The sequence below is a fragment of the Mycobacterium sp. genome, from assembly GCF_052144515.1.
In the GTDB taxonomy this organism is placed as follows: domain Bacteria; phylum Actinomycetota; class Actinomycetes; order Mycobacteriales; family Mycobacteriaceae; genus Mycobacterium.
This window is the reverse complement of sequence record NZ_JBKQQD010000148.1, coordinates 1-26,510: the sequence shown is the minus strand read 5'-3', so window position 1 is coordinate 26,510 and position 26,510 is coordinate 1. Positions and strand designations below refer to the sequence as shown.

Sequence of the window (26,510 nt, the reverse complement as noted above, 5' to 3'; positions counted from 1 at the left end):
TCGAGCCCGCCTCCGGTCAAGCCAGGGCCACGCTACAACGCACCGGGCCCATCGGCGGTTAGTCTCAGGTTCGTGCGCGACGGATACAGCCGATACAGGAGGTATATCGCCATCGGTGACAGTCAGACCGAGGGCCTATGGGACGGTGACGACGCTGTCGGACTCCTCGGATTTGCCGACCGTCTCGCCGCACTGATCGATTCGATCTATCCCGGTTTGGAATACGCCAACCTCGCGATACGCGGCAAGTTGGTGGCTCACGTGCTCAGGGAGCAAGTGCCCCCGGCCCTGGCGATGCGGCCGGATCTGATCACCGTGTGCATCGGGATGAACGATGTCATCCAGCCGGGACGGTCGTTCGGTCCGGCGCTCGCCGACCTCGAAAACATTTACGCCGCGCTCGCCGCATCGGGAGCGACGGTCGTGACGACAACCTTCCCGAATGTCGCGCAGTTCCTCCCGCTCGGCCGGCTGGTGTCCGGGCGGCTCGCCCGCATCAACGACACGATCAGAGTGGCCGCCGACCGATACGACTTCAGGCTTGTGGACCTCTACAACGCGCCCTCGATGCGCAATTTGGACACGTGGGACATCGACCGCGTACACGCGTCCACGACAGGACACACCCTGTTCGCTGCCGCAGCCGCCGAAGCTCTCAATTTGCCTGGCAGCAACCATGATTGGGCCGTAGCTCGCGGCAGTGCTACGCGACTGCCGTTCAGCGCCCGCACGTATGGACAGCTGCGCTGGGCGCAAGAAAAGTTCATGCCATGGGTGTGGCGACGCTTGCGCGGTAAATCTTCGGCCGACGGGCGAGTGCCCAAACGTCCGCTGTTGGAGCCCCTCGGCACGCCGTCGGCACAGGTCGAATAGTTCGACTGGATTGCGGCGCGCGTTCAGGAGTCAGGCATCCTTAACCCATGAATGTGGAGGCCCTGCTGCAGTCAATCCCGCCGCTCGCGGTCTACCTCATGGTCGGCGGCGTGGTGGGGATCGAAAGCCTCGGCGTTCCCCTTCCCGGGGAGATCGTGCTGGTCAGCGCGGCGCTGATGTCGTCGCATCACGACCTGGCCGTCAACCCGGTCGGCGTCGGCGTGGCCGCCGTGATCGGCGCGGTGATCGGCGACTCGATCGGCTACACGATCGGCCGCCGGTTCGGCATGCCGCTCTTCGACCGGCTCGGTCGGCGATTCCCGAAACACTTCGGTCCCGGACACGTCGCGCTGGCCGAGCGCTTGTTCAACCGTTGGGGCGTTCGCGCGGTGTTCTTCGGTCGCTTCATCGCGCTGCTGCGGATCTTTGCGGGACCGCTGGCCGGCGCTTTGAAGATGCCCTACCCACGCTTCCTGGCTGCCAACGTGTCCGGTGGGATCTGCTGGGCGGGCGGTACCACCGCGCTGGTTTACTTCGCCGGAATGGCCGCCGAACGCTGGATGGAACGGTTCTCCTGGATCGCGCTCGTCATTGCCGTCGTGGTTGGCATCACGGCCGCAATCTTGTTGCGGGAACGCACATCCCGCGCGATCGCCGAACTCGAGGCCGAGCACCACCGCAAGACCGATACCACTGCGGCCGACGCGGCGTAACTACAGGGGCCGATGCTGCTCGATAAGCGCACGGGCCATCTTCTGCGCGTGCTGCGCGGCGTCCAAGTCACCCACGGCCGCGAGAATGATGGCGCCCTTCATCAGGATGTGCCACGACTGGGCGAAGTCCTCGACGTCATGCAGCCCGGCGGCGACGGCGCGGTGGCGCACGATATCGCGGACGTGGTCGATATGGGCGACGCTGGCCTGTCCGGCAGGATGATCGGCGCCCAATTCGAGCAACACATTGATAAACGAGCAGCCTTCATAACCGTCGCGGTTTTGAAACCAGTCGTGCATGACGTCGAAGATCGCCAGCAGCTGTTCCTCGGGGGTGGTGCCGCGCTGTTGTGACTGGGCCTCGATCAAACCATGGGTCCAGAGCTGTTCACGACGCTCCAGCACGGCGAGCACCAGTTCGTTCTTCGTCGCGAAATGGCGGTAGAGCGTTGCCCTGGCCACCCCGGCCCGTTCGATCACCTCGTCGGTGCCGACCGCGCGGATCCCACGCCTGCTGAACAGCTCGTATGCTGCATTCAAAATTCGCTCGCGAGGCGGCGCCCCGGGCGTCGCGACGTCATCGACGCTAGTCATAGCGATCCTTACGATACTCATAGCTCGCGATATGTAGACAGACCGCCCTGTCTTGTTATAGAAATGAGATTCACAACTTCTTGTGACTGTCTTCAGACAACAGGACGGGCCATCCATCCCGGCATCACGATGCCGGTCGATTAGGGAGTCCACGATGCGCCTGGCTACAGCGGAACCGCTATCCACTCACCTCATGCTCAGCACGCGGCTCGTCTACGAGCTGGGCGATCCGCACAGCACGCTGAGGGCGACCACCGATCGCAGCGGCTCGGCGGTCCTCATCCACGCCGGCGGCGAAATCGACGCCTGCAACGAGGGCACTTGGCGCCAGCTGCTCGAAGAGGCGGCCGCCGTCGTCGCCGCGCCCGGACCCTTCGTCGTCGACGTTTCCGGCCTCGACTTCATGGCCTGCTGCGCGTTCGCCACGCTGGCCGAGGAGGCGGAGCGTTGCCGCGAGCGCGGCATCGAACTGCGACTGGTGAGCCACCAGCCGATCGTGGCGCGAATCGTGGAATCGTGTGGGCTCAGCCGGATGCTGCCCGTCTACCCGACCGTGGACGCCGCCCTCGCCGCGAGCACGGCCGGTTCCGTTCGCTGGTAACGCGCCGGCCGGGCTGACGCGGCCGGAGCTTGGGTGAGCGACCTTCCCACTGTCGGTGTGGAGCAAGAGTTCCTCCTCGTTGACCCGCGGACCGGCGAACCGGCCCCGCGCAATACCGAGGTGGCCGCGGAGGCCGAAAACCGCGGCGTCACGCTGGAACTGGAACTGAGCAGTTGTCAGGTGGAAACCACCTCCAGCGTCGCGACGCCGAGCGCCCAGCTCACCGAAGACCTCACTGGGCTGCGGCGGACCGCGGCACAGGCCGCCGAGGCCGCCGGCGTTCGGCTGCTCGCCCTGGGGCTTCCGCCGGTGACGCCGCACGAATTCCCGGTCACCGACACCGACCGGTATCGGCGGATCGGCGCGCAATTCGGGATGGTCGCGCACGAGCAAGGTATCTGCGGATGCCACGTGCACGTGCAGGTGCCCGACCGTGCCGCCGCCATCCAGGCCAGCAACTGGTTGCGGCCGTGGTTGCCGAGTTTGCTTGCGCTGTCCGCGAATTCGGCGATCTACCGCAACGCCGACAGCGGCTACGCGAGCTGGCGCAGCGTGCTGTGGCGACGCTGGCCGGCCGCCGGGGCGCCGCCGTTCTTCACCTCACCCGAAGAGTACGACCGCACCGTGCGGATGCTGGTCGACACCGGGGTGATCTTGGATGCGGACATGATCTATTGGGACGTGCGCCCGTCGGCGAGCTTCCCGACGGTCGAGGTCCGGGTGGCCGACGTGCCGGCGACGGTCGCCGAAACGGTGTTGCTCGCCACCCTGATCAGGGCCGCGGTGATGACGGCCCTCGACGAGCAGCGCCATGGCGACATAGGCAATAGCGTCAAGCGCCTGCCGCCCGCCGCGCTGCGCGCCGCGTACTGGAAGGCCGCCCACGACGGACTGTCCGGGCACACACTGGATTTGGTCGACGGCCGCGGGGCAGTGCCGACGCGTGAACAGCTGGACACCCTGGTGCGACGGGTACGGCCGGCGTTGGATGCGCTCGGTGAACACGACCGCGTCGTCGCCGAACTGGACCACATCACAGCACAGGGCAACGGGGCGATGCGACAGCTGAAGGCATGGCGCAAACGCGGCGAGGCGACGGACGTCATCGAGGAGGCGGCCACCGCCACGCTGAGCTGACTAGCTGTCGCGAGGGTGCGCAGAATGCCACGCTTGACGGCGCGTCGACGTACAAACACGCACGCTCGCGTCAGGCTTGCGGCGCTTCGGCGCCGCGATCCACGCCGGAGCGCAGCTTGACCGACGCTGAATACGCGTACGTACGGAACCGGAGAACCGGGTCGTCGGAGGGTTCGATGCCGTCGGTCACCCGCATGGGGTCGAAAACCACGATGTCGCCGCCGTGCTCGCGCGCGGTGTCGAGGCCGGTGATCTCGAAGTTGCCGACGGGGACCGTCTCGGTGCTGCGCCAGGGCGCCGATGGATCGACCGTCGAGTCGTCGGGCCCGGCGATCTGGACGCGGAAGTCAAACCGCACCGGCCCGCCGGCCAGGCGGGTGTTCAGCTCGTGGTGCAGAAAGTCGGGATCCTTGCCCTTGGCAACCCGCCCCGACAAGAACTCCTCACCCTCCACCGGGTGCAGGTGGTAGCGGACGAATCGGGCGCTGCCATCGGCCGCGACCCACCGGAACGCGTGTAGCCCGTGATACTCGACGGCGGCATAGCTTGCCGGGATCCTGTTGGCGTCGCGCAGGACGGGCAGCGCGCCCAGCAGCCCCGGATGGGTGACCAGGTAGGTGGCCATGCGCAGCGGCATGGTCGGCCCGGGCCGCATCGCCTTGAGCAGATCGACGAATCCGTCCGGAGTGCTGGAGACGAACAGCCGCGCCGTCTGCGTGGACACGTCCGTCGTCGACCCGTCCGGCAGGGTCAACTTCACCGCCAACCCCCGCACCCCGGACACATTGTCGGGCTGTTTGGGGTTACCCGCCCCGTTGGAGAAGCGGAACAGCGCCGGCACCGACGTGCCGTCGAGGTACTTTGCGCGCGAAAGCTTGGCTGCCTCGGGGCTCGCGGTGAACCTGCCGTGGTACAGGGTGCCTTTCGCGTGCAGCGCACGATAGCCCGGCTGTGCACCGCCGGCACCTCGGATCGCCTCGATCGCGTCGTCAGGAGTCACAGAACCGGCCATGGGCGAACCTTAAGCCATCATTCGGGAAAGCCGAAGAGTTTAACGACACCGTGATCCCGACCGGCGGTGTAGCCGCCGTCGACGGCGATGGCCTGACCGCTGACGAAGGAGGCGTCCGTCGACAGCAGAAAGGCCGCCACCGCCGCGACCTCCTCCGGCCGGCCGAACCGTTGCAGGGCATGCTCCTTGGTGATGGAGGCCAGCGGACCCTCCATCCCGGGCAGCCCGAAAACGCTTTGGGCCATCGGCGTTTCGATGAAGCCGGGGCAGATGGCGTTCGCGCGGATGCCGCTCGGGCCGTAGTCGAGCGCGATGTTCTTGGTCAGCAGCACGACACCACCCTTGGCAGCGTTGTACGAGCTACCGCCCGCCGTGCCTTCCAGGCCCTCGATGCTGGCGACGGTCACGATCGAGCCCCGCTCCCCGTCGACCCTTTCCTGCTCGATCATCTTGGCCAGGGCCGCCTTGGCAACTAAGAACGTGCCGGTGAGGTTGATTCCGATCACCCGGTCCCATTCGGAGCGGTCGAGTAGATGGGCCGGGCCGCCCCCCGCGACGCCCGCGGCGTGAAAGACGCCGTCGAGGCGGTCGGGCACGGCGGCCAGCACCGCGGCGATCGCTGCTTCGTCGGTCACGTCGGCCGTCACGAACCTGAAATCGGGGCCGAGATCAGGCGGGGCCGCGAGATCGGCACCGACGACGCTGCCGCCTTCGGCCAGCAGGCGCTGCGCGGTGGCCAGGCCGATGCCGGACGCCGCGCCGGTCACGACGAAGGAGCGCGAACGGGCCCGATCAGGGTTCACCATGTCAGTCATGTTGGCATACGGTGACATGGCTCACGCTGCTTGGCCGAATCGAGTGTGCGCCCACGGCTTCGGCTGTGCGCTGACGGCGAATAATTGGCCGTAATTCCGCCCTCACCGCACACTCGAAGCCAGATGCCGACGCTGAAGGAGGCAACCGCATGCACAGTGCACTGACCGGACTCGGAGTGACGATTCCCGTGCTGGCCGCGCCCATGTCGGGCGGTCCCAGCACGCCTGAGCTGGTGGTGGCCGCCGCGCGCGCCGGCAGCCTCGGCTTCCTGGGCGGCGGCTACAAGACGCCCGATGCCCTGGCCGACCAGATCGCCGAAGTACGTTTCGCGAGCGTGCCGTTCGGGGTCAACCTGTTCGCGCCGAACCCGGTGCCGGTCGATCCGGATGCTTACAACAAATACCGCGACCAGATACAGCAGGAGGCGGACCTCTACGAGATCGATCTGGGCAAGGTGCCGGTGACCGAGAACGACGACTACTGGCACGAGAAGGTCGAGCTGCTGCTGGCCGACCCGGCGCCGGTGGTCACCTTCACCTTCGGGATCCCTGAGCCGAAGGTGATCACCGCGCTGAAAAACGCCGGCAGCCTGGTCGGTCAGACCATCACGTCGGCCGCCGAGGCCCGCCTGGCCGCAGAGAACAACGTGGACGTACTGGTGGTGCAGGCTGCGGCCGCGGGCGGTCACTCCGGCATCCTGACCCCGGATCGGTTCCCTGCCGAGATCCCCCTCCCCCAGCTGCTGGAGGAGATCGGCGCGGTCACCTCGCTGCCGTTGATCGGCGCCGGCGGGATCGGCGCCCCCGGCGACGTCGCCGCCGCGCTCGGGGCCGGTGCCATCGCGACCGCGGTCGGCACGGTTCTGCTGCGCAGCAAGGAAAGCGGAACATCGGCTCCCTACCGCGCCGCGCTCGCCGATCCCGGGCGCCGGCCGACCCTGCTCACCCGTGCCTTCACCGGCCGCCCAGCGCGGGGGCTGGCCAACGTCTTCACCGACCGCTACACGGCGGTGGCGCCCGAAGGCTATCCGGCGATCCATCATTTGACGAGCCCCGTGCGCAAGGCCGCCGCCGCAACCGGTGACCCCGAGCGAATCAACCTGTGGGCGGGCACCGGGTACCGGCATGCCACGGACGCGCCCGCGGGCGAAATCCTGGCGTCTTTAGCATCGAAGGCGTGACACACCAGACCATGCAGGAAGCCGCACCTGGCACAACGCTCGTCGGATTCGTCGAGAAGCACGTCAAGCACAAGCCCGATGGGATCGCGCTTCACTACGGTGACCAGCAGTGGACGTGGGAGCAATGGGCGTCGCGGATTCGTCAGGCCGCCGGCGCATTGCGAGCCGCCGGCGTGCAGCGTGGCCAGTGTGTGGCGTTCCTGGACAAGAACCACCCAGGCTGCCTGGAAACCCTGATCGCCGCCGTATCGATCGGCGCGGTGGCCACCATCGCCAATTGGCGGATGATCGGGGAAGAACTCGCGCACGTACTCAACGACAGCGGCGCGCGCCTGCTGTTCGTGGGCGCCGAACTGGCGCCGACCGTCGAGGAGATCAAGGCGCAGGTCCCGGGTCTGGAACGCATCGTCGTGGTGGGCGGCGACGGTGACAAGGAAAGAGACGAGTACGAATCCTGGCTTGCCGCAGCCACACCCGTTGCTACCAACCCGGACGTGGATGACAACGACACCGCCCTGGTGATCTACAGCTCGGGCACCACCGGACGGCCCAAGGGTGTCTTGCTGAGCCAGCGCGCGCTGGTCAACCACATCGTGAATCTGGCCCCACCGTTTCCGTTCGAGGACGGGGACGCGAATCTTGTTGCCATGCCGCTGTTTCACGTGGGTGGGGTCGCGTATGCGTTTTTCGGCATCATGGCCGGGGTACCGACGTTCTTGACCCGCGAGCCAGAGGCGGCAACGCTGATCGGCGCCGTCAACGCCGGCGCCACTCACGCCTTCTTCGTGCCCCCGGTGATCGCCCGGTTTCTGGACGCCGGGGATGCGGCGATCAACGCGATCTCCGGGTTGCGCTACCTGGTATACGGGGCGGCCCCGATGCCAATGCCATTGCTGCAGCGGGCACTTGAGGCCTGGCCCGAGATGAATTTCGTCCAGGTGTACGGGCAGACCGAGCTGTGCGGGGGAATCAGCGCGCTGGGCCCCGACGAGCACCGCGATTCCACTCGGCAGCACTTGCTGCTGTCGGCAGGAAAGGCGGCGCCGGGCAACGAGGTTCGGATCGTCGATCCCGAAACGGGTGAGCAGCTGCCCATCGGCGAGCCGGGCGAGATCTGGGTGCGCAGCAATCAGCGCATGAGCGGCTACCTGAATCGGGCGCAGGCAACCGCGGACACGATCACCGCCGACGATTGGCTGCGCACCGGCGACGTCGGGCGCCTGGACGCCGACGGCTACCTCTACATCGAGGACCGGCTCAAGGACATGATCATCACCGGTGGTGAGAACGTGTACGGACCCGAGGTGGAAAGCGTGCTCATCGAGCATCCCGCGATCGCCGACGCCGCGGTCATCGGTGTCCCCGACGACTTCTGGGGCGAATCCGTCAAGGCGATCGTCGTCACCAGCACCGAGATCGAACCCGACGAGATCATCGAATTCTGCCGTCGGCATCTGGCCGGCTACAAATGCCCGCGAACCGTGGACTTCGCGCCGTCACTGCCCCGAAACGCGAGCGGAAAGATCCTCAAAACCGAGCTACGGCAACCGTATTGGCAGGACCGCGCGCGACGCATATGAGTCGCTTCCCGTGGCTCAGAATTCAGTGTGCCGTTTTGTCCGCCTCCGAGCGACTACTCAACTTGTCGCTCATGAGGTGGACAAAAACCCGCTCCCTTCCGCTGGCGACTAGAGCCCGAACTGGTCGTCGATGATGCCCAGCCAGATCTGAGCGACGTCCATTGCGACCTTCTCGCTGATGAACGCGTGCTGGGTGCCGGTGTAGATGTCGCGGAACGCGCGCTCGAGCCGGCTGCCTTCGCGGATCGCGGTCGTACCGGCCGCCAGATGGGCCCACTCGGCGCACCCCCTGGCCGTATCGGTGGCATACACCGCCGCCACCCGCATGTCAGCCCGCAGCCGAGGCGTCAGATCGTTGCCCGCGGCCACCGCATCCTCGGCCGTGGTAAAGGCGTCGAGCACCAAAAGACGGGCGGCCCGCCACGCCGCGACGTGATGGGCCAGACCCTTTTGGAAGGTCTGTCGGCTGGCCAATGTCGCCATGTCGCTCATCCGCACCTTGGTGGCCGCAAGTTCCTCGACGTCGTCGAGCATGCTCTTGGCAACCCCCAGCGCAAACGAGGCGTGACCCGCCGCCGTGACCGGCATCAGACCCATGCGCCCGGCCGGCGAGGACCCGCGCAGCGGCTCGCGGGTGAACAACGGAATCGTCCGGTACTCCGGGACGAACACGTCGGCAACGTTGTAATCGTAGGAGCCGGTGCCCTTGAGCCCCTGCACGTGCCAACCGTCGGTGAAGGCGACCTCCTCGCGCGGCAGAAACGCCACGCGCATGTCGGGAATGCCCTCGGCCACCCAGCGCATCTCGCCGTCGTCCATCGGCAGAAAACCAGCGGCGATGTAGGCCGAGTGGCCGGTACCGGAGCCGAAGCTCCACGCACCGGTCAGCCGGTAGCCGCCGTCGACCGCCGCCCCCTGGCCGTTGGGAAAGTACTGGCCCCCGATGGTGACGTGGTTGTCATTGGCCGTGAACACCTCGGCGAAGCCCTGGTCGGAAAGGTAGCTCGCCGCGGCGAACGTCGACGGCAGATTTGCGATCCCGATCCAGCCGAAAGAGCCGTCTTGCCAAGCCATTTCGATCCAGGTCTCGATCATCTCGGCGAACGACGGTTCGACGCCGCCGGCCGCCGCCGGGTTGAAGGCGGACATCAGGCCACTGGCCCACATCTCGTCCACGATCGCCGGCGAGAGCGTGCGCAATCGCTCGGATTCCACAGCTTCGGCGCGCACCAGTTCGCGCATGCCACGAGCTCGGTCTAAGACGCGGTCCTGTACTTCGGTCACGGCGACATCATTTCGGACACCTGTCCAGGAAGTCAACGCTGGTCGGGCGGGATCGCCGAGCCTGCGCCCATGGCGGTGAGCCTGTGCTCAGGTCCGGCTTCGCGCACCGTTCGCAGCCCTGGACGCAGACTCGGCATGCCCGGGGCACAAAATCGACCCCATGAACGCGCAAGTCGATACCCGGCGGCGTGACTGTGCGATCGCTGTGTTGGGCGGCCCGACCACGGTCGTCGACATCGCCGGGCGCCGGATCGTGATGGACCCGACCTTCGATCCGCCCGGCGTGCATGCCTACCTGACGAAGATCGAAGGTCCTTCCGTGAGCGCCGACGCGCTGGGCCCGGTGGACGCGGTACTGATCAGCCATGACCAGCATCCCGACAATCTGGACGACGACGGCCGCCGGTTCGCCCTGGCCGCGCCGCTGGTGCTCACCCATCCCGGTGCCGCCGGCAGGTTGGGGCCCCCAGCCGTGGGGTTGCAACCCTGGCAGTCCTATCAGATGCCCGGCCCCGAATCCCTTGCCGTGCAAGCCGTTCCGGCGGTGCACGGCCCGGCCGACGGGCAACGCGACGCGAGCGGTCATGTGAACTGCGAAGTGACGGGCTTTGTGCTGTCCGGGCCCAGCCTGCCCACTGTGTACCTCAGCGGCGACAACGCCTCGATTCGTGCCGTCAAGGAGGTGACCGACCGCGTGGGCCAGATCGACATCGCGGTTCTCTTCGCGGGGGCGGCAACCGTGCCGACCAAGGAACGCGGGCGGCCGCTGACGCTGACCTCGGCGCGCGCGGCCGCTGCCGCCGAACTGCTCGGCGCCACGTTGGTCATCCCGGCCCACGTCGACGGCTGGGCCCATTTCAGCGAAGGCATCGACGAGTTCGTCAGGGCTTTCGACCAAGCCGGGATCAGCGGCCTGCTCCGGGTTGCCGCCCATGGCGAGTGGATCGACTGGGTGAAACGGGTCGGCTGACGTCGACAAGTGTCTGGACTACCGTCCAGTAGCATGTCCGGCATGGCTGTTGTAGCGTCTACACGCATGCCCGAGAATGTGGCCGTCGAGTCCACCCGTCGCCGCCTGAGCGGCAAGCGCGCGGACACGGTGCGGCGGCTGAGCCGAGCCACGGTCGAGGTCTTGCGTGAGGTCGGCTACCACGATCTGACGTTGCAGGCGGTCGCGGCACGGGCCGGTGCTGCGCGGGCGACGGCCTACACCTACTTCTCGTCCAAGGACCACCTGATCGCCGAGGTCTACTGGCGACGACTGGCGACGGAGCAGCCTCCAGAGAGCCAATCAACGGACGTGAAGACCCGGGCGATCGCTGTGCTGCGACGCCTGGCATTCCTCGTCGCCGACGAGCCCGCCCTCGCCGATGCCCTACGAGTGGTGATCAACAGTTCGGACCCTGACGTGGAATTGATCCGTGGGCAGATCGCCAAACGCACCCACTATCTCATCTCCACGGCGGTCGGCGACGACGCCGATGAGGAGACGGTTTCGCTGCTCGAGACGGTCTACGCGGGCGCCATGGTGCTTGCCGGAGCCGGACTCATTTCCGCGGCCGACATAGCCGAGCAACTCGAGACGGCGGTTCGTCGCATTCTGCCGTGATCCCGGCGCCATCTTGTGACTCATGCCACACGTACGTCTGGTCACATGTCTGGACGCTTGTCTATTTTTTGTCGTAACCTTAGGCCTTACTCGCTGACGTGCCGGGCAGTGCGGCCCCACTCAGCTGGATAACGGGGCAAGAGCAATTGGGGGGCGGCGCCGGCGCGGGCATCGACGGCCGCGGGGGCGGGCCCGGAACTTCTGCGAAGGGTCAGCGCATGAAACGACTTACCGGTTCGGACGCGATGATGCTGTTCAGCGAGGCCGCCAACGTGCCGATGCACACCGTCAAGGTGGCGATACTCGATGCACCGGGCGCCGGTGACTTCTGGGTGGAAACGGCCCGCAAGGTTGTGCAGCAGCGCCTGCACCGATTCGAACCGCTGCGGCGCGTGCTCGTCGAGACCCCCTACGGCTTCCACCGCCCCGTGTGGCGGGAGAACTGCCCGGTCGACCTCGCATACCACGTACGACCATTGCACCTACCGGCCCCGGGCGGACGCCGCGAACTCGACGACGCTATCGCCAAGCTGATCGAGGAACGCCTGGACCGTACCCGGCCGCTGTGGGAGATCTACGTGGTCGACGGCCTGGCAGACGGGCGATTGGCCGTTGTCACCAAGATTCACCACGCCCTTGCCGATGGTGTCGCTTCGGCGAATCTGCTCGCAGCCGCCCTCGACAAACCGGAGGGCGTCCGCGCCGGTGCCGAGTGCGACCCGCACCCGGCCAGGACTCAACTTCTCTGGATGGCCATCCGCGATCACGTCCGCCAAGTTGCCGAATTGCCAAGCCTTTTGCGCTACACCGCGGCCAGCGTCCACCGTGTCGCCGGCAGCAGACGAAACCGGACAGCCGTCAAAGTCCCACGATCCTTCCTGAATCATCGGCTTGCCACTGGACGGCGGTTCGCAACGGCTGGCTTGCCGTTCGCCGAAGCCAAGCAGGTCACTCGCCAATTAGGTTGCACGATCAACGATTTGGTCCTCGCGATGGCCGCGGGGGCGGCGCGCGAACTGCGGCTGCGTTACGACGGCCACTCGGATACACCGCTGGTGGCCATGGTGCCGGTGTGCCTCGATGCGTCGCCGGGAAGATCGGCCGGGAACAACTTCACCCAGATCGCCGTCGCCCTGCCCGCTGATCTCGACGATCCGTTGCGCCGGGTCGCACGCAGCCACGACGCCGCGATCAGCGCCAAGCAACTACACACCCTCAGAGGACCGGAGCTTTTGACACGGTGGTTCGCCTACCTGCCACCCCTAATGGTCCGGAAACTCAGCGGCTTGATGGCGCGCACGAACGCCCACCTCAAAATGCAGAATCTGGTCGTTTCCACTGTGCGCGGCCCGCGCGAACACGTGCACGTCGCCGGCGCGACGATCGCCGAGTTCTACTCCGTGGGCCCGCTCGTCGCGGGCAGCGGTCTGAACATCACCGTGTGGAGCTACGCCAATCAGCTGAACATCTCCGTTCTGGCCGACGCGGCGACGGTGTCCGACGCCCACGAGGTCACCGAGGCGTTGTTGCGCGAGTTCGCTGAGATCGCTTCTGCAGCAGGCATTTACGCAACAAATCCCGCGTACCAAGCCAACGTGGCCTGACTGAAGACCAACCGGAGGACGCATGACCAGCACCGACATCGTGGCGCCCGAGATCGAGAAATGGGACCCGATTCTCACCGAACGCGTGATGGGGGTCATCCGGCCCCTCCTCAAGCGATACTTTCGCTCCGAGGTACACGGACTCGAGAACGTGCCCGCGGGCGGTGCGCTGGTGGTCTCCAACCACTCCGGCGGTCAGATGGCGTTCGACGTGCCGATCTTTGCCGTCGATTGGTACGCGGAGCGCGGGTACGAGCGGCCGATCTACACGCTCAGCCACGACATGATCACGGTCGGACCCATCGGCAGCTTCTTGAGACGGATCGGCTTCATCCCGGCTAATCACGACAACGCGGCGAGCGCTCTGCGCAGCGACGGCATCGTGGTGGTGTTCCCCGGCGGCGACTACGACGCCTACCGGCCCACGCTCACCCGCAACGTCATCGACTTCGGCGGTCGCACGGGGTATGTCCGCGCGGCGATCGAGGCGGGGGTGCCCATCGTTCCGATGGTCTCGGTCGGCGGGCAGGAGACCCAGCTGTTCATCACCCGCGGTAGCTGGTTGGCGCGGCGGCTGGGCGCCATCGCTCGGTTGGGGCGCGCCAAGATCGTGCCGGTTACGGTGGGCTTCCCATTCGGGGTGAGCCTTTTTGTGTTGCCGCCGAATCTCCCGCTGCCGGCCAAGATCGTGACGCAGGTCCTCGAGCCGATCAACATCCGCAAGAAGTTCGGCAAGAACCCCGACATCGCCGAGGTCGACGCGTATGTGCGCCAGGTGATGCAGGCCGGGCTCGACGAGCTCGCGGCCGCGCGGCGATTCCCGGTGCTGGGCTAGGCGAACTTACAGACGCCCCTCCACACGCAGTTGCGGGTGCACCCAGTCGGGTGAGCGGCGCTCCTTGAAAGCACGGACGCCTTCTCGGGCCTCCGTGTCGATCAGACTGCTCGCCATGCCGATGCGGTCATACAAGCCGAGATAGTTGTCGATGCTGGACTTGATGACGGCACGGGCACGTGGTGCGGTTCGACAGCTTTGCGCGAGCAGATCCCGCGCTGCCGCAAGCAGATTCTCGTGGGGCACAACCCTGTTCACCAAACCCCAGTCGAGGGCTTCGGCGGCGCTGAGCACGCGGCCGGTGAACATGAGGTCGCGGGTGCGTGCCGGCCCGATGAGACGGACGAGCATCTGACTGTAGTAGGTGTCGGCGTAGCCGCGGAACAACTCGGGCACACGGAAAGTCGCCCGTTCACTCACCACTGACAGGTCGCTGCACAAAGCGATCTGCAGGCCGCCGCCCTGGCAGAGGCCGTTGACCGCGGAGACGACGGGCTTGCCCGAGGTCCGTACCGCGTCGAACGGCGTGACGTCCATGCCCAGCGCGGCGCCGAAGGTGATCCAGTCGTCCGCCGCGCCTCCCCCGGTCATGTCGCCACCGGGAGCGAAGACGTCTCCGGTGCCGGTGATCAGCAGCCCGGCCAGCTCGGGATCCGCGTTGACACGGCCTACGGCGTAACGGATTCCGAAGTACATCGCGGGGGTCATCGCGTTACGCGCGTCCGGGCGGTCGATCGTGCAAACGGCGATCGGTCCCTCGCGCTCGAACGACAAGTACGGAGTCCCCAGCCAATCCCCCTCGGGCGGCCGAGGGGCGCTGTCTGTCGGTGCATTCTGCGTCACGGGACTCCTCTCGCGTCGGCGCGCACGGGAGCGCGGCATCACGTCGCAGGCTAGCCCGCCCGCCGTCTACACATACGGCAACGTGGCAACCTCGGTGGTCTCCGACGCGCTAGCGATCACGTTACGAAGCTTGTCCTGAAGCGTGGTCGTGACATCTCCCACCGGTTTGTCGCAATGCCTGCACTGCGCTTTGAACTGTGGCTGGTCAACTTCATCCGGCCAGAACCGGCGCGGCCCAACTTGGGCTCCGGGGTCGTAGACGACTGACTGATGTGGCGCCTCCTTGAGGATCCTGCCAACGGAATGCATCTGCGGGCATTCGAGTTTCAGCGTGCCGATACCTTCTTGATTGCCTACCATCGTCCACCGTCCTTGGTCTTGGTCACGTTCTCGATGCACACCCATTGTCGCCGAAACGTCCGCACAAATCCCTAGCTGCCCGGGGGCACCTCAGCAAATCCCGGTTGTCCCGCGTCAGCGACAGAGTTGAAGCGGACGCGAGTCTCCAGACGCTCGCTGATCTCGTGGATCGCGCTCTCGGGAAGCGCGGTGACATCGAAGTTCTCCCTGATGCGTGACGGCGTGACGGATCCCGTGAGCACCGCGGTGCCGCGCTGAATACCCCAGGCCAAGAGCACCTGCGCGGGAGTCTTTCCCAGACGCCCGGCGATCGAGACGATCAGAGGGTCGTCGAGCAGTCGCGGTTCCAGCCCGTGTCCCAGCGAAGCGAACGCCAGCAGGATGATCCCATCTGTCTCGCGCAATCCATGGAGTTCCCATTGCGGGTGATACGGGTGCGACTCGACCTCCACGACCGCCGGCTTGATCCGGGCGGTATCGATGATCTTTCGGGTGCGCTCGACGTCGATGTCGGACAAGCCTATCGAGCGAGTGAGTCCCTCATCCACGAGATCCTCCATCGCGGCCCACGTCTCCCCCAGGGTCACTCCGTCGTCGTAGACGACAGCGCCGTGCATGTCGCGGGGGTCTTGGTCATCGCCGGGTTGGAACGCGAAGGGGGTGTGTACCAGATACAGGTCGACCGCGTCGAGCCCAAGCCTGCTCAGGCTGGCCTGCAGCGCGGGCTTGACCCGTTCGGGTCGATGGTTGTTGTTCCACAGCTTTGTGGTCACGAACAGGTCCTCACGGCGGACCGTTCCCTCAGCGAACAACTCTGTGATCGCCGCGCCGACCTCGGCTTCGTTGCGGTAACGCTCGGCGGCGTCGAGATGGCGGAATCCCACCTCGACCGCGGTCTTGACGGCGCTGCGCGTTTTGCGGTTATCGGAGAGCGAAGTCCCGAACCCCAGCGCCGGAATCTCGCCGCTACCGTCGTTCAAGGCAAATCGGTGCCGCCAAGGGTTCTCGATCGTTGTCATTTCTCCTGCCTCCTTGACTTCATCCTCGCTGGGTCTATAAATGACCGGTCGTCTGTGCAACCGCGGACGGCGGCGCGACATTCCCCGTCACAGGACTTCAGCGGAGCAGGGCTGGGACGGTGACCGCTTCGAATCTTTCATATGGGGTGCGACTGCGGGTCACTTTCCCCCGCAGGGCGGCGCCTTCCCACGCCTCGATCAACAGCGAGGCAAGCTGTGACGCGTCGAGGTCCGCCCGGACGCCGCCCGCGTCACCCTGGCCGGAACGCACACAGGCCGTAAGCGCCTCGTCCCAGCGGTCGAGAATGCGCAGGAGTTCGGCGCGAACCCGTTCGCTGGAACCACTCAGCTCGAGCGACATTTGGCCGATCAAGCAGCCGAGCAGGAAATCGCCGGCCTCATGGTCGTCCGCTAGCGCGTGAAAGAAGCGGGTGATTCGCTCCTGCGCCGAGCCGTCGTCGTGCAGGATCGGCAGCAGCCGCGTCTGTATATCGGACCAATAGTGTTCGAGGATCGCCTCCGCGAGGGCCTCTTTGCTCGGGAAATACGCGTAGAACGACCCTTTCGGCACGCCTGCTGCGTCCGTGATGTCTTTGACGCCGCTGGCGGCGAATCCGCGCGCGTGCACCAGGTCGAGGCCCGCTTCGAGAAGCCGGCGGCGCACTTCGGGATTCGATGGCCGTGGCATGCAGGCGATATTAGCCGACCGGTCGCTTATCTGAGCTCGGCTGGTTGCGAGCCCGCGCGTTCCACCGCGTGAGCAACCAACTTTCCGAGTCAGGCTAGATTTGGGCTCGGCAATGAGGCTCCACCCCCTGCGCTGTATATGTGAACGAACCGCCTGATGTGGGCCGTGGTCTTGCAGCCGACCCAAACCCGCACTGGCAGGAAGGATCGTGTGTCTATCGCGCCCAACGGCGCCACCGGTCGACCGGCGCCTGGCTTCGAGGCGCCGCCGGTCGTGGTGCTGGACGGCGGGGCTGCCCTGCCGAGTGAGGCGTTGGGCAACAAGGGCCACGGGATCAACGTCATGCGCCGCAACGGGCTGCCCGTCCCGCCGGCGTTCTGTATCACCACTGAGGTCTGTCGGCGCCATTTGGCCGACCCGCAGCACACGCTCGACACCATCTGGGATGACGTCCTGCACGCGATGACCTTGCTGGAGGCCGAGTGCGAACGCACCTTCGGGCGGGGACCTCGGCCGCTTTTGGTCAGCGTGCGCAGCGGGGCCGTCGAATCGATGCCGGGCATGCTTGACACGGTCCTGGACCTGGGCATCGACGACGCGGTGCGCGACGCGCTGGCGGCCTCATTCACACCGGCCTTCGCCGACGACACCCGTGAGCGGTTCCGTCGCATGTATCGCCGTGTTGTGTTCGGCGACAAGGATGGGACGGTTCCCGACGATCCGCATGCGCAGCTGCGCGGCGCCGTCGCGGCCGTCTTTAATTCCTGGGACTCGCCACGAGCGCTGGCCTACCGGCGCCATCACCGCCTCGACCCCGACGAGGGCACCGCAGTGGTGGTGCAGGCCATGGTCTTCGGGAACGTGGACACCAGCACATCGGGAACCGGAGTCTTGTTCTCCCGCAACCCGATGACCGGCGCCGGCGAGCCGTTCGGCGAGTGGTTGCCCGGCGGCCAGGGCGAGGACGTCGTCTCAGGTACCACGGGCTGCGAACCGGTTACGGCCCTGCGCAATGAGCAACCCGCCGTCTACGACCAACTCCTGCAAGCCGCGAGCATGCTCGAACGACTGGACCGCGACGTGCAAGAGATCGAATACACAATCGAGGAGGGCAAGCTGTGGCTGCTGCAGACGCGTAGGGCCAAACGCTCGGCGCAGGCTGCGGTGCGCCTTGCCCTGCAACTGCGAGCAGAAGGTCTGATCGACGACGCCGAAGCCCTGCGCCGGGTCACCCCCAAGCACGTCGAGACACTGCTGCAGCCCGCACTGCAGCCCGAAACCCGGCTGGCCGCACGGCTACTCGCCCAAGGGCTGCCGGCCTGCCCGGGAGTGGTGTCCGGCCGCGCCTACACCGGCGTGGACGCTGCCATCCATGCCGCCGGAGAAGGGGCCGACGTCATCCTGGTCCGCCCGTCCACCAGCCCCGACGACGTTCAGGGCATGCTCGCCGCCCGCGGCATCGTCACCGAGATCGGCGGGGCAACCTCACACGCCGCAGTCGTCAGCCGAGAGATAGGCCACCCCGCGATTGTCGGGTGCGGAGTGGGCGTCGCCGACGCCCTCGAAGGCAAGCTCGTCACCATCGACGGCACCGAAGGCGAAGTGCGCGAAGGCATCCTGCGATTGCGCACCTGGTCGGAGCAAGACTCGCCGGACCTGAAGGCGTTGGCGGAATTGGCGCGCCAGATCAGCCCGTTGCGGGCCTATGCCGAGGGTCCGCACCCCAGGCTGGATGTCAACTCCGACTCCGCGGTGCGCGAAGCCCTGCAGGCCGGGCACACCGACGTGGTGTCCGCCAACCCGCTGATCACTATGCTGACCGCGCTGCGCGTGGCGGGCTGATCGGCAAAAGAGGAGCCGATCGGTGCTCGAACTCAAGGTGCTACAGGCCGTCCGGCTCAAAGGCATGGTCAGCCGCGATGACCTCGCCGCGACGATCGATGAATCCGACGACGCTGTCGCTGAGACGGTGGCGGCGCTGACCCAATCGGGACTGCTGGTGGCCGGCACGACGGTGAAGCTGTCACCGGACGGCCGGGTGCGTCTCGCGGAGCTGCTGGCCGCCGAACGCTCCGCCATCGATGCCGACGCGGTCTCGGCCGGTTATGACGCGTTTTGTGGTGTCAACGCCGATTTCAAGGCCCTGGTAACGGACTGGCAGCTCAAAGACGGCGAACCGAACACCCACGAGGACGCGGACTACGACGCCGCGGTGCTGGCCCGGCTCGACGACATTCACGCCAGGGTCGTGCCGATCATCCGAGGCGTCGCTGAGCAGCTGCCGAGACTGGCGTCCTACGCGGCAAAGCTTGACGCAGCCCGTCGGAAAATCCTTAACGGAGAACGCATCTGGCTTAGCCGTCCGATCATCGACTCCTACCACACCGTCTGGTTCGAGCTTCACGAAGAGCTGATTGTTGCCTGCGGGCTGACCCGCCGAGGTGAGGCCGAGGCCGGGCAGGCAGAGTAGCGCGGCTGCTCACACGTCCCGTTCAACACCGCCCAGGTGGAGTGAGCTTTACCGTAGCTATTACAGTAACGTGCACGTGATGCGAGATGCGACAGAGCAGCTGAACGCGACAAAGGAGTACCCCGGTGAGAAACAAAGGGCGCACTGATCTGGGATTTCAATCAGCCATGGTCGGTTGAAGAGATCGAAATCGGCGAGCCTCGCAGGGGCGAGATAACGGTCCAAATGGAGGCCGCCGGGCTGTGCCATTCTGATCACCACGTGGTGACCGGCGACATCCCGATGGCAGCCTTTCCCATGCTCGGCGGTCATGAAGGCGCTGGCATCGTCATCGAGGTCGGCGAAGGCGTCGAAGACTTCGAAGTGGGCGACCATGTGGCGGCGTCGTTCATACCGTCGTGCGGTAAGTGCCCGTCGTGCCAGTCAGGCGAGCGAAATCTATGCGACCTTGGTATGGGGCTGATGGCTGGAATAGCGTTCTCGGACGGCACATTTCGAATCCAGGCCAACGGCCAGAACGTCTACCCGTATGCATTGCTGGGCACCTTCTCGCCATACATCGTGGTTCACCAGACCTCACTGGTGAAGATCGACCACTCCACACCTTTTGAAGCCGCTGCGCTCGTCAGCTGCGGCGTGACAACCGGATTCGGGTCGGCGACGCGAGCGGCTGAAGTTCAACCGGGTGACGATGTGGCAATTGTTGGATTAGGCGGTGTCGGTATAGCCGCGCTGCTAGGTGCGGTGACTTGCGGTGCACGCCACATCTTTGCGGTCGACCCCGTCGAGTGGAAGCGCGAGCAAGCGCTCAAATTCGGCGCCACACACGTATATGCCGACATCGACACCGCGCTGATGGCCATCGCGGAGCTCACCGCCGGCCGGATGGCCCGCAAGGTGATCGTCACAGTCGGCCGGTCGAATGGCAAAGACCTCGAGAAGTACATGTCCGTCACATCCAAGGGCGGAATTTGCGTCATGACGGCCATGGGCAGCGTCGTGGACACAGATGCGACGCTGAACCTCTCGCTGTTCACCCTGTTGCAAAAGAGATTGCAGGGCACCATCTCGGGGGTGGCAACCCCCAACGTGACATCCCCTTGCTCTTGTCGATGTATCAGGCCGGCAGGCTGAACCTCGACGATATGGTCACCCGCCGTTACTGCCTCGAACAGATCAACGAGGGCTACCAGGACATGTTGGAAGGACGCAACATTCGCGGGGTCATCTGCTATACAGACGCAGACAGATAGCCCCGCCATGCCGTCAATCTTTCACGTGGCGACGCCCAAGTGACACGGGTCACTTACTGTTGGAAATACAGTATGTGCTACTTTTTGGGCAGTCCGACACTTTCAACATCGACGGTGGGCGCTGCATGCGGCCATGATGCCAAATTGCCTTATTGCCAACCGATTTCGGTAGACGTACTGACGCATAGGCTCAGTGCGCGATGCTGTCTAGGTAGTCCACGGCCAGGTCTACGCAAGTCTTCGGATTCCCCCGAAGCGGCTTGTAGGTGCCATATTGGCCGTGTGGAGCGCCGTTGGTGCTGGCGGCCCCGGAGAAGTAGGGCACCAGGGTTGCCGCGAGCGGCAACACATTCGCCGGCGCGCCCCGAAGCGTGTCCTGAATGACGCGCACACCACCGGTGTATTGGTTGCAGAATGCCATGAAGGTGGTGGTGAGCCAGCGCCCCGCTAGGTCATCGCCGACCGCGGCCGCCAGATCATTGGGGATCGCGAAGTCCCACCACAGGTCTTCGGTGTCGGTCAATCTGTTGTCCGCGGACATGATTCCGTGCCCACCGGGGTCAGGGCAGCCGGGGAAGGTGTGGCCCGCTTCCCGTGCGGGGTTGGCAAAGGCGACCACCGCCCGAAGGTCAGATTTGCGATGCGCCAGCGGTCCGGAACGCAGCGACCGATACACGGGCGCCGCCACCATCACGCCTTGGCTGTAGGCGGCGATCGCGAATTCGCCGTCGGTGGCGTTGATCGCATTGGTGAGTTTGGTGATCCCGCCGGCCACACTGCGGGTGAACGGCAACGCGGCCGCATAGGGAATCGGACTCCATCTGTACTTGGTCGGCTCGACCCGCTGCGCCACCTGTTGCGGAAAACAACCCCTGCCAGTTGATCTGGCGCCCGCGATCCCGGGGTGTCCGGTCCCGGCGATGGTGAAGAGCGTGATCACCGCTACACGATCTCATCCCAGCCGGCAGCGTGGGCTGCGACGCATTCCGCTGCGCGCCGACGCGTCACAGCGGCGTGCCTCCATTGTCGACCGGCCTGACAGCGGAAGCGTCTGCAACCTCTAACGGGATGGCAAGCCTCGCATGGCGGCACCGAGAGACCCCCGGGCGCGCCCGTGCCCAGTGAAATCGCCACTCGCTAGAGTCGGACGTATCTGTCATCACGTGCTTCGCGAACGACGCTTGATTCCAACGGGCAAACGTTGTTGACGTCAGCCTGGATCGTCCCTTGCGTCTGCGTGATGGTAAATCCCTGGCTGGAACCCCAAAGGACGAGCTGTCCGACACAGACTCCGACGAGCAGCAGCTGCAAACTGCGCGGCAACGGCTTGTGCCCGTCGGAGGCTGGCAGGGCGGCAGTGTCCCCCGTCTCGCTGGACCACGCCAGCTCAACAGCATCGGTCGGTATGCGATCAGGCAGCGCGGCCGTCTCATCGCACGTTGGGCCCGGCGCAGTATCCCCCGGCCTGACATCCTCCGCGTCCATGGCGATCGAGTCTAGGAGCGCGGCGGTCGTCGCAAGCAGCGTTCGACACCGGTCACTTCGCGCGCTCAGTATCTCGTTTTCAGCTGCCGGAAAATGCACTGCTATTGCCCGGACATTGCCCGGTAACACCGGATTTCGCTATTCGATTGCGCATGCCAGAAGCCTAGGACCAGTCGAGGCCCGTCCAGTCGCCAGGCGTGACGGAATCGAACTGTGAGCCGTTAAGCGCCACTTCAAGCCCGCACTAGCTCTTTGAGCCTCCAGTACCCGCGCGGGTCGTGTTCCGGTTTGCTGGCTGGCGCTTGTACCAACCTTTGACGCAACCGATTGGCGCCCAAATTGCTGCATACGAGCCGTTTTCGATCATCGGATCGAGACCCCCAGAAGTAGCGGTAACACGTTCCCGCAGCTCACACGGAGTCTGCAGGTGGGCGGTAGCCTGCACTTCGTGAACAGACACGCAGTTGGTTCACCAGCGCGCACAACGTGTGGTCCCATATTGACCCAAAACGCCGGATGGATCGACTACAACGACCCGGGCTCGCGGGAGGTGCCCTGCGATACTACGGTCGTGACCCTAGCGAGGCCCGCTGTCGCCCGAGGCATGTCAGTTTCTCGACAGGCTGATCGTGTACGCGGGAGCAAAAGTCAGCGGCCCTGCTCGGCTGGTGATGTTTCGCATTGGCAAGCACAAGTTCATTGGCACCGGCGCAAACGAACTCCCCACTCTCCGAGGGGCGATGAGAAGTAAGGCGTCCTCGGCGCCGACAACCAGTGTGATGGCCGCCGGAAAGGGGCTGAGGCCAGGAACCGTCAGCCTGACCGGCAGCGTGGTCATCGCGGTCTCGTCGGTCGCGCCCGCCTACAGTCTGGCGGCAGTGATAGGCGGCATGGTGGCGGTGGTGGGCGCCAAGGCGCCCGCGCTATTTGTCATCGGGTTTCTGCCGATGATGCTCACCGCCTTCGCCTTTCGCGAACTCGCCAGCGAGACGCCGGACTGCGGATCGGCCTTCACATGGGCCACACGCGCGTTCGGTCCGTGGGTCGGCTGGCTGGCCGGCTGGGCCTCGGTGATCGCTGCGACCGTCGCCGTCGGCAATGGCGCACAGATCGCGGCGGTCTACTTGCTGAAGGCGCTGCACCTGAACGCATTGGCAAATTCGATGGCGGCTCAGGTCGCGGTGGGCGGGTTGGCCATCGTCGGCTTGCTGCTGCTGTGTCTGCGGGGAATCGACGTCACCGAGCGCACACAGGCTGTGCTGGTGGCGGTGCAGTTCGCGATGCTGGCGCTGGTCAGCGTTGTCGCGTTGGTGAAGGTGTTCGGCCATCACGCGGGTCCGCAGGCGGTGCTGCCGCAGTGGAGTTGGCTGTTTCCGGCGGGACTATCCGCCGCGTCCGTTGCCCACGGGGCCATCCTGTGCGTCTTCGCGTACTGGGGGTGGGACGCCTGCCTGTCGATATCTGAGGAGACCAAGCAGCCGCACAAGAACCCGGGCAAGGCCGCCGTGCTCGCAACGATCCTCGTGCTCGGCACCTATGTGCTGGTGAGCTTTGCGATTCAAGCCTTCGCCGGGTTCGGCACTACGGGCATCGGCCTGAACAATCCCCAGAACGCCAACGACGCCCTCAGCATTCTGGGAGACCCGGTGGTCGGTAGGGGCCTGGCCGTTGTGCTGCTGCTCGCGATCAGTTCGTCCTCATTGGCGTCGGTGATGACGAGTCTGGTCAAAACCGCGCGGGGCATGCTGGCCATGGCGGTCTACCGGGCCCTGCCGCAGCGCTTCGCGCGGGTGCACCCCCGGTACCGAACACCGTGGTTCGCCGTCCTCGTGATCGGTGTCGGCGGGTTCACGATCTATCTTGTTATGACGCTGGTCAGCCAGAACTCGTTGGCGGACATGGTGGCGTCGCTGGGGCTGGCCACCGCCTTCTACTACGCCACCACCGCGTATGCGTGCGTGTGGACCTACCGGCGCACGCTGCGGCGATCGGCACGCGACTTCTGGCTGCGGGGCGCCCTTCCGTTCATCGGCGCGGTCGCAATGACGTGGGCGTTCGTGCAGAGTGCCATCGACATGTACGCCCCGGACTACGGCAAGACCCACTTTGGCCCGGTCGGTGGTGTATTCGTACTTGGGATGGGCCTGCTGCTGCTCGGCATCCTAGTCGCGGCGCTGAGCGCACTCGGTAGCCAGGACTTCTTCCGCGGCAAGACCCTCAACGCGGGGACCGAGATCATTGTGCCCGGTTCCGGGGTGCGCTGAACACGAACGGCCTAACCTGGATTTTTCGCGGAACTCTGCGCGACACGGTGTTGAGTTAGCGAAAGTGCCTGTCCTGCAAGGGATAATGGGACTTCTTCAGGGTTCCATGATCCGGCGGGAAGGCACTTCCTAAGTGAACAGTAGCGCAGGGTTTTCTCGCGCTCAGTCCACTCTCCGCGGCGGGGGTCCCCGAAATCACCACCGCGATCACCCACCTGCGCGATGTCCTCGGCGAGGCGACCTACGAATCGCTCGCCCGCAAGGGCGAGACGATGACCACCGCCGAGATGGCGACCTACGCCTACGACCAAATCGACCAGGCCCGAACAGAACTGGACGCGGTCTCGAAATTAGACGACATACGAGAGTCTCAAAACTTCGTATCGGAGATGGCAGGCGATACGACGGGACATCGTTGACCAGCGGTGAAATGATACTGACGTGGACCCCGGCCCGGACGGGTCCGTGATGTTCATCCACGTCGCACAGGACAACAGCCTCGACAGCTGCGTGATCCAGCTGACGCCCGCGACCGCCGCCAAGCTCGGGCACTGGCTTATTAACGTGGCCGCACAGGTGGAGATGCCGTGACCAGCCAGCGGGCCAAGGACCGTGCCGAGATAGTGCGGGCCATCCGCACGCTGAGCCGCTACGTCGACACGGGAATGTCCGATGACGGTTCGCCGATGGGGCGTCAGTGGCACCGAATCAACACCGACGCCGTGGATGACGGCCTGCCCGATTGCGCTTTGTCATGCGATCTTTAACGGCGTGTCCTTTGCCGCCCCCAGGGCAAACAGCGCCACACTCGCAATATGGCCCGTTTGTCCCGTTCATCGTCCAGCGGATCATCAATCGAGCCAGGGTGGCGATGGCGGCATAGTTGATGGATTTCGGTGCTCCCCCGGAGATCACTTCAGCACTGATTCATTCGGGACCGGGTGCCGGGTCTCTGCTTGCCGCAGCCAATGCCTGGCGCCAGCTGGCGACCGATCTGGAACAGACGGCCGCGCAGTACGCCAGTACCGTGGCGGGCATCCCCTGGACGGGACCGTCGGCGACGGCCATGATCGCGTCGGTACAGCCCTACCTGGCGTGGATGCACGCTACCGCCGGGACAGCTGAACAGATGTCGATGGCAGCTACCACCATGGCCAGCTCATTCGCCGCCACCGAACTGGCCGTGGTGCACCCCTCCGTAGTTGCCGCCAACCGCATGCAGCTGGCCCACCTGATCGCCACCAACTTCTTCGGGATCAACGCCCCGGCCATCGCGGCCACCGAAGCGCAATACATGCAGATGTGGGCCGGGAACACCGCGGCCTTGCTGGGCTACAACGCCACCAGCCTGCAGACCATGACCCTGCAACCGTTCACCCCCCCGCCGCAGACCACCAACCCGGCAGGGGTGGGAACCCCGGCTGCCGTACAAGCGGCTACCCCGGCCCAGAACAGCCTCTTCAGCATCCCGTTCATCCAGACCGTCAACGGCTACCTGCAGAACGCGACCGGGGGATTGATACAGGCCCCCCAAACCATCGGCGTGGCGTTCGCCGCTGGTCATGACTTCCAACCCGGTCAGTTTCCAGGCACCCTGGTTCCCACATCACGCAATCTTGCGGCGGGATACGGCGACATCAGCGGTTTGGCCGTGGGGTTCGCTCCCAGTCCCACAGGTGCAGGAGCGGGAGCGGGTGCAGGGTCCGGGGCCGGGGCACCTATCAGGGGGCCGATCACCGCTTCTTTTGGCCAGAGCGTCCCTTTGGGTGGATTGTCTGCCCCGTCCAGCGCCGTTCGCCTGATTGCGCAGACCGCGCCGATGGCAACAGCCATCGAGAGAAGTATGCCGATGCCGGTGTTCATCCCGCCCATCCCGCCCGGCTCACGCAAGCCACAACGGGACAAGCCGGGAGAGGGTGGCTACGGCCCCCCCATCGGGGGTTCGGTGATGCCCCGTGGTCCGTCAGGAGGGTAACCGTGATCGCCCACCTCCGCGAAGTCCTCGGCGACCCGGCCCACGAATCACTCGCCCGCAAGGGTGAGACGATGACCACCACCGCCATGGCGACCTACGCGTACGACCAGATCGACCAGGCCCGAACAGAACTGAACGCGATCTCGAAATAGACGACATATGAGGGTCTCAAAACTCTGTGTCGGAATGGGTAGCGTCCCAGGAACGGTGTAATTGTGGCTTGATGTAGGTTCCGCCCGCTTACGATCAGGATTCTATGCGATTGCGACGGAATCGGTTGGCGCTATCCCGGTTTCGGTATCTTTTTCCGAATTC

At 65.5% G+C, this 26,510-nt stretch carries 27 protein-coding genes and 1 pseudogene; 19 read left to right on the top strand and 9 right to left on the bottom strand.

Features of this window, described 5'->3' with window-relative positions; translation table 11 throughout:
* The first annotated feature begins 72 nt into the window (after nt 1-72).
* Both ACLP9N_RS09380 and ACLP9N_RS09375 read left to right on the top strand, forming a co-directional pair.
* Complete coding sequence (locus ACLP9N_RS09380) at nt 73-873, top strand: SGNH/GDSL hydrolase family protein (RefSeq protein WP_442407145.1); 801 nt, start codon at nt 73-75, stop codon at nt 871-873.
* A gap of 47 nt (nt 874-920) precedes the next feature.
* Entirely contained in the window at nt 921-1,586 is a 666-nt protein-coding gene (locus ACLP9N_RS09375) for a DedA family protein (RefSeq protein WP_442407144.1), read from the top strand.
* Here the strand turns inward: ACLP9N_RS09375 and ACLP9N_RS09370 are convergent, their stop codons facing one another.
* Complete coding sequence (locus tag ACLP9N_RS09370) at nt 1,587-2,180, bottom strand: TetR/AcrR family transcriptional regulator (protein ID WP_442407143.1); 594 nt, start codon at nt 2,178-2,180, stop codon at nt 1,587-1,589.
* Nucleotides 2,181-2,334: 154 nt separating this feature from the next.
* Between ACLP9N_RS09370 and ACLP9N_RS09365 the strand changes: the two genes are divergently transcribed.
* Together ACLP9N_RS09365 and ACLP9N_RS09360 are read left to right on the top strand one after the other, a co-directional pair.
* Complete coding sequence (locus ACLP9N_RS09365; protein WP_442407142.1) at nt 2,335-2,781, top strand: anti-sigma factor antagonist; 447 nt, start codon at nt 2,335-2,337, stop codon at nt 2,779-2,781.
* A 33-nt stretch (nt 2,782-2,814) separates the two neighbouring features.
* Nucleotides 2,815-3,918, top strand: coding sequence for a glutamate--cysteine ligase 2 (locus ACLP9N_RS09360; RefSeq protein ID WP_442407141.1), 1,104 nt, complete (start codon nt 2,815-2,817; stop codon nt 3,916-3,918).
* Nucleotides 3,919-3,988: 70 nt separating this feature from the next.
* Here ACLP9N_RS09360 and ACLP9N_RS09355 read toward each other — a convergent pair whose 3' ends face one another.
* Nucleotides 3,989-4,930, bottom strand: a complete 942-nt coding sequence (locus ACLP9N_RS09355) for a catalase family peroxidase (RefSeq protein ID WP_442407140.1) — start codon at nt 4,928-4,930, stop codon at nt 3,989-3,991.
* Between the two features lie 17 nt (nt 4,931-4,947).
* Nucleotides 4,948-5,745, bottom strand: coding sequence for an SDR family NAD(P)-dependent oxidoreductase (locus tag ACLP9N_RS09350; RefSeq protein ID WP_442407139.1), 798 nt, complete (start codon nt 5,743-5,745; stop codon nt 4,948-4,950).
* Nucleotides 5,746-5,894: 149 nt separating this feature from the next.
* Here ACLP9N_RS09350 and ACLP9N_RS09345 point away from each other — a divergent pair, with 149 nt between their 5' ends.
* Nucleotides 5,895-6,926, top strand: a complete 1,032-nt coding sequence (locus ACLP9N_RS09345; protein WP_442407138.1) for a nitronate monooxygenase — start codon at nt 5,895-5,897, stop codon at nt 6,924-6,926.
* Between the two features lie 11 nt (nt 6,927-6,937).
* Complete coding sequence (locus ACLP9N_RS09340; protein WP_442407163.1) at nt 6,938-8,506, top strand: long-chain-fatty-acid--CoA ligase; 1,569 nt, start codon at nt 6,938-6,940, stop codon at nt 8,504-8,506.
* A 108-nt stretch (nt 8,507-8,614) separates the two neighbouring features.
* Here ACLP9N_RS09340 and ACLP9N_RS09335 read toward each other — a convergent pair whose 3' ends face one another.
* A complete protein-coding gene (locus ACLP9N_RS09335) occupies nt 8,615-9,748 on the bottom strand; it encodes an acyl-CoA dehydrogenase family protein (RefSeq protein WP_442407162.1) in 1,134 nt (377 codons plus the stop codon).
* Nucleotides 9,749-9,950: 202 nt separating this feature from the next.
* Between ACLP9N_RS09335 and ACLP9N_RS09330 the strand changes: the two genes are divergently transcribed.
* The 4 genes from ACLP9N_RS09330 to ACLP9N_RS09315 all read left to right on the top strand — a co-directional run bounded on the left by ACLP9N_RS09330 (nt 9,951) and on the right by ACLP9N_RS09315 (nt 13,838).
* Nucleotides 9,951-10,760, top strand: a complete 810-nt coding sequence (locus tag ACLP9N_RS09330; protein WP_442407137.1) for an MBL fold metallo-hydrolase — start codon at nt 9,951-9,953, stop codon at nt 10,758-10,760.
* Between the two features lie 42 nt (nt 10,761-10,802).
* Nucleotides 10,803-11,399 (top strand): TetR family transcriptional regulator, encoded by a 597-nt coding sequence (locus tag ACLP9N_RS09325; protein WP_442407136.1) that lies wholly within the window; start codon nt 10,803-10,805, stop codon nt 11,397-11,399.
* Nucleotides 11,400-11,617: 218 nt separating this feature from the next.
* Nucleotides 11,618-13,003 carry a wax ester/triacylglycerol synthase family O-acyltransferase gene (locus tag ACLP9N_RS09320; RefSeq protein ID WP_442407135.1) on the top strand — a complete coding sequence of 462 codons (1,386 nt, stop codon included), beginning with the start codon at nt 11,618-11,620 and terminating at the stop codon, nt 13,001-13,003.
* A gap of 22 nt (nt 13,004-13,025) precedes the next feature.
* The gene (locus ACLP9N_RS09315; protein ID WP_442407134.1) at nt 13,026-13,838 is read left to right on the top strand and encodes a lysophospholipid acyltransferase family protein; all 813 of its coding nucleotides are present in this window, start codon (nt 13,026-13,028) and stop codon (nt 13,836-13,838) included.
* Between the two features lie 6 nt (nt 13,839-13,844).
* On the opposite strand, the gene ACLP9N_RS09310 is transcribed toward ACLP9N_RS09315, so the two are convergent.
* From ACLP9N_RS09310 to ACLP9N_RS09295, 4 genes are all read right to left on the bottom strand, one after another.
* A complete protein-coding gene (locus ACLP9N_RS09310; RefSeq protein WP_442407133.1) occupies nt 13,845-14,681 on the bottom strand; it encodes an enoyl-CoA hydratase/isomerase family protein in 837 nt (278 codons plus the stop codon).
* 66 nt (nt 14,682-14,747) lie between these two features.
* On the bottom strand, nt 14,748-15,041 hold the full coding sequence (locus ACLP9N_RS09305; RefSeq protein WP_442407132.1) for a hypothetical protein: 294 nt from the start codon (nt 15,039-15,041) through the stop codon (nt 14,748-14,750).
* Between the two features lie 71 nt (nt 15,042-15,112).
* The gene (locus ACLP9N_RS09300; protein ID WP_442407131.1) at nt 15,113-16,060 is read right to left on the bottom strand and encodes an aldo/keto reductase; all 948 of its coding nucleotides are present in this window, start codon (nt 16,058-16,060) and stop codon (nt 15,113-15,115) included.
* A gap of 97 nt (nt 16,061-16,157) precedes the next feature.
* Nucleotides 16,158-16,748: a TetR/AcrR family transcriptional regulator gene (locus ACLP9N_RS09295; RefSeq protein WP_442407130.1), complete on the bottom strand. Its 591-nt coding sequence runs from the start codon at nt 16,746-16,748 to the stop codon at nt 16,158-16,160.
* Nucleotides 16,749-16,964: 216 nt separating this feature from the next.
* Between ACLP9N_RS09295 and ACLP9N_RS09290 the strand changes: the two genes are divergently transcribed.
* The 3 genes and pseudogenes from ACLP9N_RS09290 to ACLP9N_RS09280 all read left to right on the top strand — a co-directional run bounded on the left by ACLP9N_RS09290 (nt 16,965) and on the right by ACLP9N_RS09280 (nt 20,471).
* Nucleotides 16,965-18,590, top strand: a complete 1,626-nt coding sequence (locus ACLP9N_RS09290; protein ID WP_442407161.1) for a pyruvate, phosphate dikinase — start codon at nt 16,965-16,967, stop codon at nt 18,588-18,590.
* 22 nt (nt 18,591-18,612) lie between these two features.
* A complete protein-coding gene (locus tag ACLP9N_RS09285; protein ID WP_442407129.1) occupies nt 18,613-19,218 on the top strand; it encodes a MarR family transcriptional regulator in 606 nt (201 codons plus the stop codon).
* Between the two features lie 144 nt (nt 19,219-19,362).
* Nucleotides 19,363-20,471: pseudogene (locus ACLP9N_RS09280) on the top strand (NDMA-dependent alcohol dehydrogenase).
* A gap of 190 nt (nt 20,472-20,661) precedes the next feature.
* On the opposite strand, the gene ACLP9N_RS09275 reads toward ACLP9N_RS09280, so the two are convergent.
* Nucleotides 20,662-21,411: a PE-PPE domain-containing protein gene (locus tag ACLP9N_RS09275; RefSeq protein WP_442407128.1), complete on the bottom strand. Its 750-nt coding sequence runs from the start codon at nt 21,409-21,411 to the stop codon at nt 20,662-20,664.
* A 1,285-nt stretch (nt 21,412-22,696) separates the two neighbouring features.
* On the opposite strand from ACLP9N_RS09275, the gene ACLP9N_RS09270 reads away from it, so the two are divergent.
* From ACLP9N_RS09270 to ACLP9N_RS09245, 6 genes are all read left to right on the top strand, one after another.
* Entirely contained in the window at nt 22,697-24,220 is a 1,524-nt protein-coding gene (locus ACLP9N_RS09270; RefSeq protein WP_442407127.1) for an APC family permease, read from the top strand.
* A gap of 272 nt (nt 24,221-24,492) precedes the next feature.
* Complete coding sequence (locus ACLP9N_RS09265) at nt 24,493-24,639, top strand: hypothetical protein (protein ID WP_442407126.1); 147 nt, start codon at nt 24,493-24,495, stop codon at nt 24,637-24,639.
* Nucleotides 24,640-24,661: 22 nt separating this feature from the next.
* Nucleotides 24,662-24,811, top strand: coding sequence for a hypothetical protein (locus ACLP9N_RS09260; RefSeq protein ID WP_442407125.1), 150 nt, complete (start codon nt 24,662-24,664; stop codon nt 24,809-24,811).
* Nucleotides 24,808-24,987: a hypothetical protein gene (locus ACLP9N_RS09255; protein WP_442407124.1), complete on the top strand. Its 180-nt coding sequence runs from the start codon at nt 24,808-24,810 to the stop codon at nt 24,985-24,987. Before ACLP9N_RS09260 ends, ACLP9N_RS09255 begins: the two co-directional genes overlap by 4 nt.
* Before the next feature lie 119 nt (nt 24,988-25,106).
* Nucleotides 25,107-26,195, top strand: a complete 1,089-nt coding sequence (locus ACLP9N_RS09250) for a PPE family protein (protein WP_442407123.1) — start codon at nt 25,107-25,109, stop codon at nt 26,193-26,195.
* A gap of 2 nt (nt 26,196-26,197) precedes the next feature.
* Entirely contained in the window at nt 26,198-26,347 is a 150-nt protein-coding gene (locus ACLP9N_RS09245; RefSeq protein WP_442407122.1) for a hypothetical protein, read from the top strand.
* Nucleotides 26,348-26,510 lie beyond the last annotated feature (163 nt).

What these genes read in the sequence shown, in the direction of transcription:
- ACLP9N_RS09375 (WP_442407144.1), top strand. Translation starts at nt 921, where the DNA reads ATGAATGTGGAGGCCCTGCTGCAGTCAATCCCGCCGCTCGCGGTCTAC.
- ACLP9N_RS09370 (WP_442407143.1), bottom strand. Translation starts at nt 2,180, where the DNA reads ATGACTAGCGTCGATGACGTCGCGACGCCCGGGGCGCCGCCTCGCGAG.
- ACLP9N_RS09365 (WP_442407142.1), top strand. Translation starts at nt 2,335, where the DNA reads ATGCGCCTGGCTACAGCGGAACCGCTATCCACTCACCTCATGCTCAGC.
- ACLP9N_RS09355 (WP_442407140.1), bottom strand. Translation starts at nt 4,930, where the DNA reads ATGGCCGGTTCTGTGACTCCTGACGACGCGATCGAGGCGATCCGAGGT.
- ACLP9N_RS09350 (WP_442407139.1), bottom strand. Translation starts at nt 5,745, where the DNA reads ATGACTGACATGGTGAACCCTGATCGGGCCCGTTCGCGCTCCTTCGTC.
- ACLP9N_RS09345 (WP_442407138.1), top strand. Translation starts at nt 5,895, where the DNA reads ATGCACAGTGCACTGACCGGACTCGGAGTGACGATTCCCGTGCTGGCC.
- ACLP9N_RS09340 (WP_442407163.1), top strand. Translation starts at nt 6,938, where the DNA reads ATGCAGGAAGCCGCACCTGGCACAACGCTCGTCGGATTCGTCGAGAAG.
- ACLP9N_RS09335 (WP_442407162.1), bottom strand. Translation starts at nt 9,748, where the DNA reads ATGCGCGAACTGGTGCGCGCCGAAGCTGTGGAATCCGAGCGATTGCGC.
- ACLP9N_RS09330 (WP_442407137.1), top strand. Translation starts at nt 9,951, where the DNA reads ATGAACGCGCAAGTCGATACCCGGCGGCGTGACTGTGCGATCGCTGTG.
- ACLP9N_RS09325 (WP_442407136.1), top strand. Translation starts at nt 10,803, where the DNA reads ATGGCTGTTGTAGCGTCTACACGCATGCCCGAGAATGTGGCCGTCGAG.
- ACLP9N_RS09320 (WP_442407135.1), top strand. Translation starts at nt 11,618, where the DNA reads ATGAAACGACTTACCGGTTCGGACGCGATGATGCTGTTCAGCGAGGCC.
- ACLP9N_RS09315 (WP_442407134.1), top strand. Translation starts at nt 13,026, where the DNA reads ATGACCAGCACCGACATCGTGGCGCCCGAGATCGAGAAATGGGACCCG.
- ACLP9N_RS09305 (WP_442407132.1), bottom strand. Translation starts at nt 15,041, where the DNA reads ATGGTAGGCAATCAAGAAGGTATCGGCACGCTGAAACTCGAATGCCCG.
- ACLP9N_RS09300 (WP_442407131.1), bottom strand. Translation starts at nt 16,060, where the DNA reads ATGACAACGATCGAGAACCCTTGGCGGCACCGATTTGCCTTGAACGAC.
- ACLP9N_RS09295 (WP_442407130.1), bottom strand. Translation starts at nt 16,748, where the DNA reads ATGCCACGGCCATCGAATCCCGAAGTGCGCCGCCGGCTTCTCGAAGCG.
- ACLP9N_RS09270 (WP_442407127.1), top strand. Translation starts at nt 22,697, where the DNA reads ATGAGAAGTAAGGCGTCCTCGGCGCCGACAACCAGTGTGATGGCCGCC.
- ACLP9N_RS09265 (WP_442407126.1), top strand. Translation starts at nt 24,493, where the DNA reads ATGACCACCGCCGAGATGGCGACCTACGCCTACGACCAAATCGACCAG.
- ACLP9N_RS09250 (WP_442407123.1), top strand. Translation starts at nt 25,107, where the DNA reads ATGGATTTCGGTGCTCCCCCGGAGATCACTTCAGCACTGATTCATTCG.